The following is a 14,631-nucleotide window of genomic DNA, read 5'->3' on the forward strand; positions in this document are numbered from 1 at the left end:
ATTCCTCCTAATCGATTAATTTTTTGCCAATAGTGTAGTTAAAGACAGGGCCATCAAGGCATACGTAAGTTTCATCTATGCGGCAGTGACCACATTTACCTATGCCGCAGGACATTTTTCGTTCAAAGGACATCCATATTTTCTTTTCTGGAACTTTATTCATAAGTAAACCCATTCCGACAAACTTCATCATAATCGGCGGTCCGACAATTATACATTCATATTCATTATCAAAAGAGGCAAAGGGGATTTCTTTGATAAAATCAGTAACAAGGCCTTTTTTGAAACCGGGATAGTTTTCATCGTCCAGAGTGTATATTACATGAAAATGTGATGCTGTCTGCCATTTTTTTAATTCATCGGCAAATAAGATACTGTGTGAATTTTTGAAACCAAGGATGAGATAGATATCCCTAGCATAATTGCTATGTTCACATAGCATATTTACAAGGCTTTTTACTGGAGAAACACCTGTTCCACCAGCAATGATGACAACGGTTTTATTTTTGAATTGTTCTGTTGGCCAGCCATTGCCATAACAGCCGCGAATGAATATATTGTCACCTTTTTTCAGGGAAAATAAACCATCGGTTACTTTACCGACCTTTCTTATAGTAAAATCGACATAACCATCACCAAAGCCGCTGATTGAAATTGGAGCTTCACCAATTTTTGGCAAGGACAGCTGCATAAATTGACCATGTTTTATCGGCAGATTATTTTTAACACGAAAAGTCCATTCAGTTTGAGTTTGCGGCATGATATCAAGAAGTTCGCAGGCAGTTGGTTTAACAGGATTGTTAGTCATGCTGCACACCTCCTTTTATTTCTTTAATTGCTTGAGAAAGCTTATTCAGCGTAGCCGGATAACTTATTAGCTCAGGACATCTGGCGGAGCAGCGGCCACAGCCGACACACATTGGACCGGTGTGAAAACGAGCGTTATAACCATAGACTTTATGCAAAATTTTATAGCGATATTTTTCTGAGGGTTTTTTGCGGAAAGACTGCCCGCCGGCAACTTTATCAAAACCGTCTACCATACAGGAAGAGCAAGTGCGGCGGCGTTCCCCAATGTGGGCATTTTGTGTATATACTATATCAGTAGTTTCAAAACAGGTGCAGGTACTGCATGATACAGTACAGGAACCGCAGCCAATACAGCGAGCGTCAAATTCTTTCCACATGGGATGTTCTTTGAGTTTATTGGCTAAATCAAGGTTGTCAATGACGGGATAATCAACTTTCAATTCATTTTCTAATGGTGTTTGTATTTCATGATCAACGGCAGAGTATTTGGCAAAATAATTATTAAAATCACTGTCATAGATTCCGACATAAGCACTGCCGTTGTTATCAGAGACAGCTAATGATTGCATGTCGGCTTTATTGGCTCCTACACTGCAGCAAAAACAACCTTCAAATTGCTCAGGGCAATCCATTAAGATGAATTTTATTTTGTCCCGTATCCTTTTATAGAAATAATCTTCAATACCGCCATTTTGCAAATATATTTGATCCTGTATTTTTATGGAATTGATATCACAGGCCCGGCCAAAAATCAAAACATCTTTTTGCGGGCTTTTACTTTCTTTGAATTCATCTTCAGTAAAATAAAATAATGTTTGGGTTATTGGAGTGAGTACCTCTTTTAATGGATAAGTAGAACGTTCATGAAATTCAATTTCCTGATAGGTATTTATCGGTTGATAAATGATGGAGTCATCCTTGGCGTATCTGCCGCCGCACGAGATGCGGACCGGTGCATAGATATCGTACTTTTTACTGAGTTGTTCAAGAAATTCATTCATTTCATTAACAGTTAGTTGATAAGTTTGTGCGTGTTTCAAGCTAAGCGCTTCCTTTCTAATAAATAATTGATAGTGCATTGAAATTTTTGAGAAGAAACATGTTAATATTTTCACTTTTATGGGAAAAAGGAAATATCAGCTAAAAATTTAAATGATATAATTATAAAGAATGATCGTAATTAATCGAAACTGAGTGACTATTATGAAAATCATATCGTTAATATTATAAAACTTGTTTATGCTGATGTAAAATGCTAAACTAATTATAAGTATATAGCATTTTTTGCATAGATTAGTAAAGGAATAAGCTATCTTATGACGATTAGAGATTTAGAAATTTTTATTGCAGTGGCTCAATTGGGAAAAATGGGACTGGCTGCTAAAAAACTGTATATTTCCCAGCCGACGGTTAGTCATGTTATTTCACAAATTGAATCTGATTATAATATAAAGCTGTTTGACAGGCTTTCACGTAAATTGTATATAACTGAAACCGGTCGGGAATTTTTACAATATGCCAAGCATATAATGGCTAATTTCGAGGAAATGGAACATTACATGCGGCGTGCTTCCGAACAAATGACGATACATGTGGGGGCATCGCTCACTGTAGGCAGCTTTTTTTTAGCTAATATGATAAATCAGTATGAACATGAAAATAATAATGTAAAAATACGAGTCTATATCGATAATTCACAAAACATTATTCAGAAGATTTCCGGAGGAGAACTTGATATTGCGATAATAGAAGGTAATGTTAATGCAAAAGATGTAATAAAAAAAGAAATTTATCGAGATGAAATGGTACTGATTTGTGGTAAAAAGCATCCTTTTGCACAAAAAAAATCAGTGAAATTAGCGGAATTGGCTGATATGGATTGTGTAATGAGGGAAGAAGGTTCCGGTACCAGGGCGTTTTTACTTTCCTTAACTGAAGAAAGTGGTATCCATATTGTACAGAAATGGGTTTGCCATAGCTCTGATTCTATTATCAATATTGTTGCTTCGGGACAAGGAGTGTCGATTGTTTCTAAATCACTACTGATACATGAACCGAATATAGTACAGATTCCTATTAAGGATAAGGTTTTGTCGCGGGAATTCCGGGTGATATACCATAAGGATAAATATTTATCGAAGGAACTGCGTAAATATATTGCCGCTGTAGAAAAATATTTTAAGGCGGTCAGTTTACATCGATGATTATGATAATAAAAAAAGTACCGCAGCTGATGCGATACTCTTGTAAGACAATAAAAATAATAGATTTTAACGAAAAAGATTTTTGAATTTAGTTAAAAAATCTGATTTTGCTGTCAGGTCGATAAATGGTACCACATTGCCGCAAAGTCGGGAAACAATGTCACGATAGGCCTGTCCGGCAATAGAAGTTGTATCTTCTACAATTGGTTGGCCCTTGTTGGTGTATTTTATTATTGCTTCTTCATCAGGAATCTGTCCGAGTATCTGGACACCCAGTATTTCCTTGATATCATCAATATCAAGCATATCCCCGCGTTGCAGCATATCAGGACGAATACGATTTATTATTAATTTGATGTCGGTGAGGTCAGCACGATTTAGCTCGCCAACCACTTTATCGGCATCGCGTAGGGCCGCCATTTCGGGCATAGTGACAATTATTGCACTGTCGGCACCGGCAATTGCTGTTTGAAAACCTTGTTCAATACCGGCCGGACAGTCAATCAGTATATAGTCGAATTTGGTGCGCATTTGTTGGCATAGATTACTGAGATCATCACCGCGCAAAGCTGATTTATCGTATTTTTGCGATGTCGGCAGAAGATACATATTTGAGTACTGAGGGTGGTGGATAAGTGCTTTTTCATAAGGAACTTTTCCTTCTGCTACGTCAACAAGAGTATAACAGATGTAATTTTCCAGACCTAATATTAGATCGAGATTTCTCAATCCGGTATCAGTGTCAATTAACGCAACTTTTTTACCGGAAAGAGCAAGTCCGGCCCCAATATTTGCAGTGGCAGTTGTTTTGCCAACGCCGCCTTTTCCGGATGTAATGACAATTGTTTCACCCAATTTTATTCCTCCATGTTATTACATGTAATAATTAATTAATATTATCGTAGGATAAAGCCGTATAATTAAACAGTTACTATTATAAAAAGAATTTAATTTATTATATCATAAATGAAGTTGACGAGAAAATATTAATTTGGTATAAGCGTACGGATATTGCAATGGACGCGTTCCTTATTGAAATTAATTATTGATTATGGTATAACATAATCAGGTATATTATAATAGATGATCAATAAAAAAAAGTTATTATGATGTATTCAAAAAATAATGTATATTAATATTGTTGTTTAGCTGCAGTTGACGATAAGGCTTGATTTTGCTTGTGTTAATATGAATGATATGGGGACGTGCAGCAGACAAGGCAGCAGGCATTATTTAGATAAAAGAATAATAATAATTTATTTTATTTATATATTGTTTGCCCATAGTATCTATTATATGAAAAATCAGCTACATTGTTATAATTTAGGTAGAATTATATTTTGGGGTGTTAGTTATGGATCCTATCTGGAAAATTGGTATTGACATAGGTTCAACCACCATTAAAACAGTAGTTTTAGATGAATTGGACAGAACTGTATTTAAACAGTATAAACGCCATTTTTCTGAAATTTACAATGCATTAAGTCAGGATATTGTGGCGTTAAAAGACAAACTGCAGCATCGGGTATTTCGTTGCACCCTAACGGGGTCAGCGGGGATGGGAATGGCGTCAGCGATGAAACTGCCGTTTGTTCAAGAAGTTATTGCGTGTACACAGGCCATAAAAAAATGGATACCGGAAACAAATGCAGCTATTGAACTCGGTGGCGAAGATGCTAAGATAACATATTTTGGCATAGCTCCGGAACAGCGGATGAATGGTGTTTGTGCAGGGGGAACGGGTTCATTTATTGATCATATGGCAGCTCTTTTACACACAGATGCCAAGGGACTGGACGAATTGGCGTCACGGGGAAAGCAGGTATATACGATAGCTTCCCGGTGTGGTGTTTTTGCTAAAACGGATGTGCAGGCATTGATTAATGATGGTGTTTCGAAAGAGGATATAGCACTTTCGATATTTCAGGCTGTTGTGAATCAAACAATAGGCAATTTAGCGCAGGGCCGGCCAATTGAGGGGCATATAGCATTTTTGGGCGGACCGTTATATTTTTTGCCTGTTTTGAAGCAGCAGTTTATAAAAACATTAAAATTAGATGATTGCCATGTGGTGAATGCTCCGGATGGATGTTATTTTGTGGCCATGGGAGCGGCGCTGTCCGAGGAAGCAGCGGTGCTTGATTATAAAAAATTGGCAGCAAGATTAGAAGCCGGCAAAAATGTTAAAGTCGACACCGATGAGGTGCCATTTGTTTTATTTAAAAATGAAACGGAATACAATGATTTTAGGGAACGCCATAGCCATGATGTCGTGCCTAAAGGGAATTTAAAAAATTATAGGGGACCTTTGTATGTAGGTATTGATGCTGGTTCAACAACGACTAAAGTTGTTGCTGTCGGCAGTGATAAACAAGTGCTTTACACTTCTTATGGCAGTAATAAAGGTGTCCCTTTGGATAGTGTATTAAAAGCTTTGCGTGAATTATATGCCGGGATGAATGATGAAACTTATATCAGCAGTGCCGGTACTACCGGCTATGGTGAATATATTGTTAAGGCGGCAGTACATGCTGATTTTGGCGAAGTGGAAACTTTTGCCCACTTAAAAGCTGCACAGGAATTTTGTCCTAATGTAACATGTGTGTTGGATATCGGCGGACAGGATATGAAGTGTTTTTTTGTAAAAAAAGGACATATATCACAGATTGTATTAAATGAAGCTTGTTCTGCTGGCTGTGGGTCGTTTATTGAAAATTTTGCGCAGGGATTATCAATGACAGCAGCTGATTTTGCTAAAAAGGGGCTCAATTCTGAGCATCCGGTGGACTTGGGGACACGCTGTACTGTATTTATGAATTCAAGGGTAAAACAGGCGCAAAAGGAAGGTGCACCTGTAGCGGATATATCGGCAGGCATAGCGTTATCGGTTATAAAAAATGCATTGTTTAAAGTTATACAGATAAAAAATACGGAAGAATTGGGGGATGCTGTTGTTGTTCAGGGCGGTACTTTTTATAATGATGCTGTTTTACGTTCCATGGAACTGTTATTGCATAAAAATGTGATTCGTCCGGATATCTCCGGGTTGATGGGCGCTTACGGCATTGCGCTGCTGGGGATGGAAAGAAAGCAGAAAAAATCAGCACTACTGCCGATAAAAGCATTGTCTGACTTCAAAGTCATTTCCACATCATATCGCTGCAGGGGTTGTGGCAATAAATGTCTGGTGACAATGCAGAAATTTCCTGACGGCGGCAGGTACTTTATCGGCAATCGCTGCGAAAAGGGTGCTGGTGGGACAAAATCTAAATCGAATAATGTTCCTAATATTTATAAATATAAATATGATCGGCTTTTTGATTATTATACACCGCTGACAAACGCTCCTAATGGTAAGATTGGTCTGCCACGCTGTCTTAACATGTATGAAGATTATCCATTTTGGTTTACTTTTTTTACTGAATTAGGATATGAGGTGATTTTATCGGGCAAATCATCAGCACAGCTGTATTATAAAGGAATGGCCACTATTCCTTCGGATTCATTATGCTATCCGGCTAAACTGGCACATGGGCATATAATGGATTTAATTGAAAAGGGAATAAAAGTAATTTTTTATCCATGCATACCTACTAATATTGCTGACACGGTAAATGAAACTGACAGTAATTACAATTGTCCGGTAGTAGCTTCATATGCTGAAAATATACGAGCCAACATGGACGTTTTGCGGCAGGAAAAAATAAAATTTGTTCAGCCGTTTTTGCCGATAAATAATCGTAAGAAGATGTATAAACGATTGGTGGAAGAACTGAAAGGATTTCCTTGTGATAAACGGAGTATCAGCCGGGCACTTGATGATGCTTATGCTGAACTGGATCATTATAAACAAGATGTGGAGGATTATGGCAGGGATATACTGGCTAAGATAGAAAAAGACAAGTTGAAGGCAGTGGTTTTATGCGGGCGGCCGTATCATATAGATCCGGAAATAAATCATGGTATTCCTGAAATGATTCAAGACTATGGAGTGGCAGTTTTGTCGGAAGATGCCTTATATCATCTGCCGACAAAGGATACAGACTTAAGCATTGTCAATCAATGGAGCTATCATGCCCGTCTTTATCATGCTGCCGAATATGTAGCAGAACATCCTGAGTTAACACTTATACAGTTCAGTTCTTTTGGTTGTGGTTTAGATGCAATAACGACAGGGCAGGTAAAAGAAATTTTGGAACGGCACCATTGTGTTTATACAATGATAAAGCTGGATGAAGTCAGCAATTTAGGTTCGGCAAGGATCAGACTGCGTTCTTTGATAGCAGCATGGAAATATGGTATGAAACAGGGACAGGGGATTCCGGAAACAATTCAACCGCGGGCTTACTTTACCAAAGAATGTCAAACTGAACATACGATTCTGGCACCGCAAATGGCACCACTGCATTTTGAACTTATTGGTGCGGCCGTGAGAAAATATGGTTATAATATCGTGATTCCTGAACTGCCAAAACAGGCGGCAGTGGACGAGGGACTCAGATATGTGAATAATGATATGTGTTACCCGGCTATAATAGTCATAGGACAATTGCTTCATGCACTTAAATCTGGTAAATATGATATTAATAAAACTTCGATAATGCTTTTCCAGACTTGTGGTGCCTGCCGGGCAACTAATTATTTAAATCTTATGCGCAAGGCATTACAGGATACAGGTATGTCCCAAGTACCGGTGTTTGCCTGCATGGGCAGGGATACTGATTCGTTTAAGATGACACGTGAATTGTTTGTTGATGTATTGAAAGCAACTATTTATGCTGACTTGCTGCAGCGCACACGTCATCGCACTTTGCCATATGAAAAAGAACCGGGAAGTGTAAACAAATTATTTAATGAAGCGATGGCTTTATGTAAAAGTGATTTAAGAAATGAAGATGCAAGTTATGGTAGATTTTCTAATAACATTAAGCAGATTACAGCAGATTTTGATAATATACAGCTCGATGAAACGGAGGAGAAACCGCGTATAGGTATTGTCGGTGAAATTTTGGCAAAGTATCATCCAACGGCCAATAATCATTTGGAGAAAGTCCTTTATGAAGAGGGTGCTGAGGTAGTAATGCCGGATCTTATGGATTTCTTCATGTATATGGCATATGATGATGTAATTTCGTATAAAATGCTTGCAGGTAAATGGCTTGATAAATTTAAGTCGGAAATATCAATAAAGCTGATGGAATTTTATCGGCGACCGATGCGTAAGGCATTGCTTAACAGCAAACGATTCAGTGCACCGCGGACAATAGAACAGATTGCTGCACTTACAAAGGGACATGTTTCTTTGGGAAATTTGGCTGGTGAAGGTTGGTTTTTGACTGGTGAGATGCTTAAGCTGCTTGCCGACGGGGTAAATAATATTATTTGCCTTCAACCATTTGGCTGTCTGCCTAATCATATAACGGGAAAAGGTATGATCAGGGAATTGATCCGTTCACATAAGGGTGCCAATATAGTGGCGATTGACTGTGATGCAGGGGTCAGTGAGGTCAATCAGCTAAATCGGATAAAATTAATGCTTTCTGTGGCCAAAGAACGATTAAAAAATGATGTTACGGCTTGATTAAGACTGTCATATTGGGCACTTTTGCTGCTTGGTATGACAGCCTTTTTTGCATGGCGGGGCAATGACTTTTTAATTGACATTTATAGTTCATGCTGTAAAATTAAATTAATGATGGTCAAAAAGATTAAAAATGGAGGAATAGCTGCATTTGCAAGGATTTAGCGAACGGAAAATAATTTTTCGTGATAGACAAGAAGCAATTGCTCTGCTGGGTGAGCATGATGATTTTTTTCGCTTTTTAAATGACGAGTTTTCCTGTAAAATGGCTGGCCGTGGAACTGAACTTACTATAACTGGAGAACAAAGTGAAGTTGTAGCTGTCGTGGCAATTTTTGAAGAACTATTGGGATTATACCGTCAGGGAACACAGATAACGATTCAAGAGGTAAGATACGCAGCTAAACTGGTAAGACAAGGCAATATAGAAGAACTACATAATCTATTTAGTGAGACGCTGTTTATTTCAGCGCGTGGTCGTACGATAAGACCCAAAACCATTGGGCAAAAAATTTATCTTGATGCTATTCGCAAAAATTCGGTTACTTTCGGGGTTGGTCCGGCTGGCACCGGTAAAACTTATTTGGCAGTGGTTATGGCGGTAATGGCGTTACGCAGTCATGAGGTGGATAGGATAATATTGACCAGGCCGGCAGTGGAAGCTGGTGAGAGGCTGGGGTATCTGCCGGGAGATTTGCAGGAAAAGGTAGATCCGTATTTAAGGCCGCTGTATGATGCTCTTCAAGACACCTTGGGTAATGAAACGTACAAAAAAATGATGGAAAAGAACATTATAGAGGCAGCGCCGCTTGCCTATATGCGTGGCAGAACCTTGGAACGGGCTTTTGCTATATTGGATGAAGCACAAAACACTACAGGAAGACAAATGAAAATGTTTTTGACGCGTTTGGGAGTGGGGTCAAAAATGGTTGTTAATGGGGATTTGAGCCAGATCGATTTGCCGCGTGGAGTGACTTCAGGACTTACGGAAGCGGTCGATATCCTGCAGGGAATAAAGGGCATAGGTTGTGTGCATTTTGATGCTGCTGATGTCATAAGGCATGATGTGGTAGCACGTATAGTAAAAGCCTATGATGCCCATGAAGAGACAATGTTGAACAGGATAGGTAAATAGTGATGGAGGAATGGTTAATATGGAAACTTTAATTGATAAAAATCCTGAAACATTGCAAATAGATGAATCTGTCATTGAAATAATAAAATGCACAACGGATAAAATAGCGCAACTATACGGTTTAGGAGAAAGTGAAGTCAGTATTACACTTACAAATAATGAAAATATCCATAAATTGAATAAACAATATCGCGGTATCGACCGACCGACCGACGTATTGTCTTTTGCGCTTAATGAAGGTGACGAACCGAAAATTGAAGGCGGTCCGAAGGTTAATGTGTTGGGTGATATTATTATTTCGGTGGAAAAAGGCACAGAACAAGCACAGGAATATGGTCATACATTCAGACGGGAAATAGCTTTTTTGACGACTCATGGCATGCTTCATCTGCTGGGATATGATCATATAAAGGAAGAAGATCGCAGCAAAATGAGGCATGAAGAAGAAATTATCATGGAAAAATTGGGAATATCACGATAAAGAAAGCACATTTTGTAAACATTGGATATATTAAGGGAGATTTATGGATAAAAAATACAAATCGGGATTTGCAGCTGTAATTGGACGACCTAATGTTGGAAAATCAACGTTGATAAATAATCTCATCGGGCAAAAAATAGCAATTATGTCTGATAAGCCCCAGACAACGCGTAATAAGATATTATGTGTAATGACACAGGAAAATATGCAGGTCGTATTTATTGACACTCCGGGCATACATAAACCAATTGATAAGCTTGGAGAACATATGGTGCGGGCAGCGCAGAATACATTAAATGAAGTTGATGTGATATTGTTTGTAGTTGATGCCAATGAAAAAATCGGTGGCGGTGAACGATATATAATGAAGCGGTTGCAGGCTGCAAAAAAACCGGTGCTTCTTATTGTGAACAAAATAGATCTCATAAAAAAAGAAACAATTTTACCGATAATAAACAAATATGAAAATGAATACAGTAATATATACGATGCGAAAAATGCGGTGGACGATGGCAATGCCAGTAAGTTCGCCACAGTAGTGCCGATATCAGCAAAAAATAAGGAAAATTTATCGGATCTTTTAGCAGAAATTGAACAATATTTACCTGTAGGGCCGCAGTATTTTCCAGAGGATATGGTGACGGATCAGCCAGAAAGATTAATTGTTGCAGAACTTATAAGAGAAAAAGTACTGTTGTCGACACGGGATGAAGTACCACATGCCGTAGCTGTTGATGTGGATGAAATGACGACACGTAAAAATGGTGATGTCTATGTGCGGGCAACCATTTATGTGGAACGGGAATCACAAAAAAAGATAGTGATAGGGGCAAAGGGCGGATTGCTAAAGCAAGTGGGAGCAAACGCCAGAAGTGATATACAAAATCTATTAGGTTCAAAAATATATCTTGATTTGTGGGTTAAAGTAAAAAAAGATTGGCGGGATCGAGAACGGGTCCTGCGTGAATTCGGGTTCAATGATTGATAAAGAGGCGGGTAGTAATGAAGAAACTGATGAATAAGCTGTCAAAGTGTTTTATCAATGGTATTATGATAATAACGCCTATATTTATTACTTATTTGGTCATTGCTACTGTGTGGGCTATGCTGGATGGTTTGATTGGCAGATATATTCCCATTAAATTCCCCGGGATGGGGATAATAATTGTTTTGATAATTATTTTGACGGTTGGTGGTTTATCATCAAATTGGTTGTCAAAACGGTTTTTGACATTGGGCGAGTCTATCATCAGCAAGATTCCGGTAGTAAAATTTATATATGGCAGTGTAAAAAGATTGTCTGATACTATTTTTAAATCAGGCAATATGTTTGATAATGCTGTCTTGGTGCCATATCCACATCCAGGGGTGCGTTGTCTGGGGTTTGTAATGACACCGGTATCAAAATGCATGGCAAAATATTTGGGTAATGAAGAATATGTATCGGTGTTTATTCCATGGAGTTTGAACATGACTTCGGGGTTTAATGTTTTTGTGCCGAAAAGGGATGTTACGTATATTGACATACAGGGTGAAGATGCATTGCAGTACATTATAACAGCGGGAGCGGTTATGCCAGGCGGTATGGATAATAAATATCATTCAGCAGGAATTAAATAATGGCTTTTTATAATACGAGAGCTATTGTTTTGGGAGCAGCTAATTGGCGGGAAGCCGATCGGCTCATTACTCTTTTTTCACGTGATCGAGGTAAAATAAGGGCAGCAGCATATGGTTGCAGAAGACCAAGAAGCAGATTGGCATCTGTTTCACAATTATTCGGTGTAGTAGATGTTCAATTAACGGAAGGACAACAGCTTAATACTATAAAAAACTGTGATCATAATGGTTTTTTGGCAGATTTTTCTAATGACTATATTGCACTGGCATATGCATCATTTATAGCAGAATTCGTTGCTGAAATATTTGAAGAAGGGCAGCCACAAGCCGAAGTATATGATGAATTATTGAAGATAATACCATCAATGCGTCAGAAAAATCCGCGGGTAGTAGCATTGGCAGCTTTTTTTCAAATATTGGAATTCACAGGTAGTCAACCGCAGTATGAAAATTGTGTCAAATGTGGTAAAAAAATAAATGGTGATGCATATTTCTCCTTCGAAGAAGGTGGTGCTGTCTGCAAAAAGTGTGGGCATGATACTTCGATTATATTGTATCCGCAGTCTGTTAGGACATTAATTTTGAAATTGCGGAAACTTGAATGGCATAATATGTGTTCATTCAGTATTCAGGCGAAAGATTTAGTGGCAGCGGAAAATATAATGCTTAAATATTTGGAATTGATATTGGGTAAACAATTAAAATCATTGGCATTTATAAAGCAAATAACTCAATAAATATTAAAATATTGCATAAAAAGCGGGAAAAGGGATTGACAAAGGGAGAAAGTTTAGATATAATAATTCCTGCGCTCAAGAGAGCGGCGGCCGGGGAACCGGGCGAAAAAAAGTCCTTGACAAACGAAACAGCGCGTGATAATATATACAAGCTGACTCGTTGAGGCAGGCACCTTGAAAACTGAACAATACATCATATGTTTTCGAAACATACCGGATGTGCGGTTTAAATAAAAACCTGAAACAATTTCTTTTTAACAAAAATGACAAGAGCCAAATTGGCTCTCCGATAAATTTATGGAGAGTTTGATCCTGGCTCAGGACGAACGCTGGCGGCGTGCTTAACACATGCAAGTCGAACGAGGCTCTTATTTCGGTAAGGGCTTAGTGGCAAACGGGTGAGTAACGCGTAGGCAACCTGCCTCCAAGATGGGGACAACACTCCGAAAGGGGTGCTAATACCGAATGTTGTAATACTGCTGCATGGCAGTATTACCAAAGGTGGCTTTTAGCTATCGCTTGGAGATGGGCCTGCGTCTGATTAGCTGGTTGGTGACGGTAACGGCGCACCAAGGCGACGATCAGTAGCCGGTCTGAGAGGATGAACGGCCACATTGGGACTGAGACACGGCCCAGACTCCTACGGGAGGCAGCAGTGGGGAATCTTCCGCAATGGGCGAAAGCCTGACGGAGCAACGCCGCGTGAACGAGGAAGGTCTTCGGATCGTAAAGTTCTGTTGCAGGGGACGAACGGCACTATAGCCAATAAGTATAGTGAATGACGGTACCCTGTTAGAAAGCCACGGCTAACTACGTGCCAGCAGCCGCGGTAATACGTAGGCGGCAAGCGTTGTCCGGAATCATTGGGCGTAAAGGGAGCGCAGGCGGAACATTAAGCGGATCTTAAAAGTGCGGGGCTCAACCCCGTGATGGGGTCCGAACTGAGGTTCTTGAGTGCAGGAGAGGAAAGCGGAATTCCCAGTGTAGCGGTGAAATGCGTAGATATTGGGAAGAACACCAGTGGCGAAGGCGGCTTTCTGGACTGTAACTGACGCTGAGGCTCGAAAGCCAGGGTAGCGAACGGGATTAGATACCCCGGTAGTCCTGGCCGTAAACGATGGATACTAGGTGTAGGGGGTATCGACCCCTCCTGTGCCGGAGCAAACGCAATAAGTATCCCGCCTGGGGAGTACGACCGCAAGGTTGAAACTCAAAGGAATTGACGGGGGCCCGCACAAGCGGTGGAGTATGTGGTTTAATTCGACGCAACGCGAAGAACCTTACCAGGGCTTGACATTGATTGACGTATCCAGAGATGGATATTTTCTCTTCGGAGGACAAGAAAACAGGTGGTGCATGGCTGTCGTCAGCTCGTGTCGTGAGATGTTGGGTTAAGTCCCGCAACGAGCGCAACCCCTATCATTTGTTGCCAGCACGTAAAGGTGGGAACTCAAGTGAGACTGCCGCGGACAACGCGGAGGAAGGCGGGGATGACGTCAAGTCATCATGCCCCTTACGTCCTGGGCTACACACGTACTACAATGGGACACACAGAGGGAAGCGAAGGAGTGATCTGGAGCGGACCCCAAAAAATGTCTCCCAGTTCGGATTGCAGGCTGCAACCCGCCTGCATGAAGTCGGAATCGCTAGTAATCGCAGGTCAGCATACTGCGGTGAATACGTTCCCGGGCCTTGTACACACCGCCCGTCACACCACGAAAGTCATTCACACCCGAAGCCGGCTAAGGGCCGCAAGGCACCGACCGTCTAAGGTGGGGGCGATGATTGGGGTGAAGTCGTAACAAGGTAGCCGTATCGGAAGGTGCGGCTGGATCACCTCCTTTCTAAGGATTAAAACAATCCGTCGAGCACATCCGGAATATGTATTGTTTGGTTTTGAGGGTTTCTCCCTCAGATATTGCACATTGAAAACTACACAGAAGAAAAGCAAAGAACAATTAATCACCAATGCCAAACTTGTGAGAAGAAATTTTCAAGAGGATGGCGGGGAATAGTTGGACCAAGCACAATTAGGAAACTAAAACAAGCTAAGACAAAAACAA

The 14,631-nt window shown here is 40.0% G+C and carries 10 protein-coding genes and 1 rRNA gene; 8 read left to right on the plus strand and 3 right to left on the minus strand.

Going from position 1 to position 14,631, the window contains the following annotated elements:
• Window positions 1-7 precede the first annotated feature (7 nt).
• Together asrB and asrA are read right to left on the minus strand one after the other, a co-directional pair.
• Window positions 8-808, minus strand: a complete 801-nt coding sequence (gene asrB / locus F8M42_RS01895; protein ID WP_182187726.1) for an anaerobic sulfite reductase subunit AsrB — start codon at window positions 806-808, stop codon at window positions 8-10.
• Window positions 801-1,850, minus strand: coding sequence for an anaerobic sulfite reductase subunit AsrA (gene asrA / locus F8M42_RS01900; protein ID WP_229711395.1), 1,050 nt, complete (start codon window positions 1,848-1,850; stop codon window positions 801-803). The genes asrB and asrA overlap by 8 nt, the downstream gene beginning before the upstream one ends.
• 276 nt (window positions 1,851-2,126) lie before the next feature.
• Between asrA and F8M42_RS01905 the strand changes: the two genes are divergently transcribed.
• Window positions 2,127-3,014 (plus strand): LysR family transcriptional regulator, encoded by an 888-nt coding sequence (locus tag F8M42_RS01905; RefSeq protein ID WP_182187728.1) that lies wholly within the window; start codon window positions 2,127-2,129, stop codon window positions 3,012-3,014.
• A gap of 66 nt (window positions 3,015-3,080) precedes the next feature.
• Here the strand turns inward: F8M42_RS01905 and minD are convergent, their stop codons facing one another.
• Window positions 3,081-3,869, minus strand: coding sequence for a septum site-determining protein MinD (gene minD, locus F8M42_RS01910; protein WP_182187729.1), 789 nt, complete (start codon window positions 3,867-3,869; stop codon window positions 3,081-3,083).
• A 499-nt stretch (window positions 3,870-4,368) separates the two neighbouring features.
• On the opposite strand from minD, the gene F8M42_RS01915 reads away from it, so the two are divergent.
• The 7 genes from F8M42_RS01915 (at window position 4,369) to F8M42_RS01945 (ending at window position 14,412) form a co-directional block, all read left to right on the plus strand.
• Window positions 4,369-8,595: a 2-hydroxyacyl-CoA dehydratase gene (locus F8M42_RS01915; protein WP_182187730.1), complete on the plus strand. Its 4,227-nt coding sequence runs from the start codon at window positions 4,369-4,371 to the stop codon at window positions 8,593-8,595.
• A 145-nt stretch (window positions 8,596-8,740) separates the two neighbouring features.
• Entirely contained in the window at window positions 8,741-9,730 is a 990-nt protein-coding gene (locus F8M42_RS01920; RefSeq protein ID WP_182188589.1) for a PhoH family protein, read from the plus strand.
• A gap of 19 nt (window positions 9,731-9,749) precedes the next feature.
• On the plus strand, window positions 9,750-10,211 hold the full coding sequence (gene ybeY, locus F8M42_RS01925; protein WP_182187731.1) for an rRNA maturation RNase YbeY: 462 nt from the start codon (window positions 9,750-9,752) through the stop codon (window positions 10,209-10,211).
• Between the two features lie 43 nt (window positions 10,212-10,254).
• Window positions 10,255-11,196, plus strand: coding sequence for a GTPase Era (era, locus tag F8M42_RS01930; protein WP_182187732.1), 942 nt, complete (start codon window positions 10,255-10,257; stop codon window positions 11,194-11,196).
• A gap of 17 nt (window positions 11,197-11,213) precedes the next feature.
• Entirely contained in the window at window positions 11,214-11,831 is a 618-nt protein-coding gene (locus tag F8M42_RS01935) for a DUF502 domain-containing protein (RefSeq protein WP_229711396.1), read from the plus strand.
• A complete protein-coding gene (gene recO / locus F8M42_RS01940) occupies window positions 11,831-12,568 on the plus strand; it encodes a DNA repair protein RecO (protein ID WP_182187733.1) in 738 nt (245 codons plus the stop codon). The genes F8M42_RS01935 and recO overlap by 1 nt, the downstream gene beginning before the upstream one ends.
• 294 nt (window positions 12,569-12,862) lie before the next feature.
• A 16S ribosomal RNA gene (locus tag F8M42_RS01945) occupies window positions 12,863-14,412 on the plus strand.
• The last annotated feature ends 219 nt before the right edge of the window (window positions 14,413-14,631 follow it).

This window comes from Pectinatus frisingensis (assembly GCF_014076555.1).
Classification (GTDB): Bacteria; Bacillota; Negativicutes; order Selenomonadales; family Selenomonadaceae; genus Pectinatus; species Pectinatus frisingensis.

Bases quoted from the DNA above. Each gene is read 5' to 3' on its own strand.
- asrB (WP_182187726.1), bottom strand. From the start codon at position 808: ATGACTAACAATCCTGTTAAACCAACTGCCTGCGAACTTCTTGATATC.
- F8M42_RS01905 (WP_182187728.1), top strand. From the start codon at position 2,127: ATGACGATTAGAGATTTAGAAATTTTTATTGCAGTGGCTCAATTGGGA.
- F8M42_RS01915 (WP_182187730.1), top strand. From the start codon at position 4,369: ATGGATCCTATCTGGAAAATTGGTATTGACATAGGTTCAACCACCATT.
- ybeY (WP_182187731.1), top strand. From the start codon at position 9,750: ATGGAAACTTTAATTGATAAAAATCCTGAAACATTGCAAATAGATGAA.
- era (WP_182187732.1), top strand. From the start codon at position 10,255: ATGGATAAAAAATACAAATCGGGATTTGCAGCTGTAATTGGACGACCT.
- F8M42_RS01935 (WP_229711396.1), top strand. From the start codon at position 11,214: ATGAAGAAACTGATGAATAAGCTGTCAAAGTGTTTTATCAATGGTATT.
- recO (WP_182187733.1), top strand. From the start codon at position 11,831: ATGGCTTTTTATAATACGAGAGCTATTGTTTTGGGAGCAGCTAATTGG.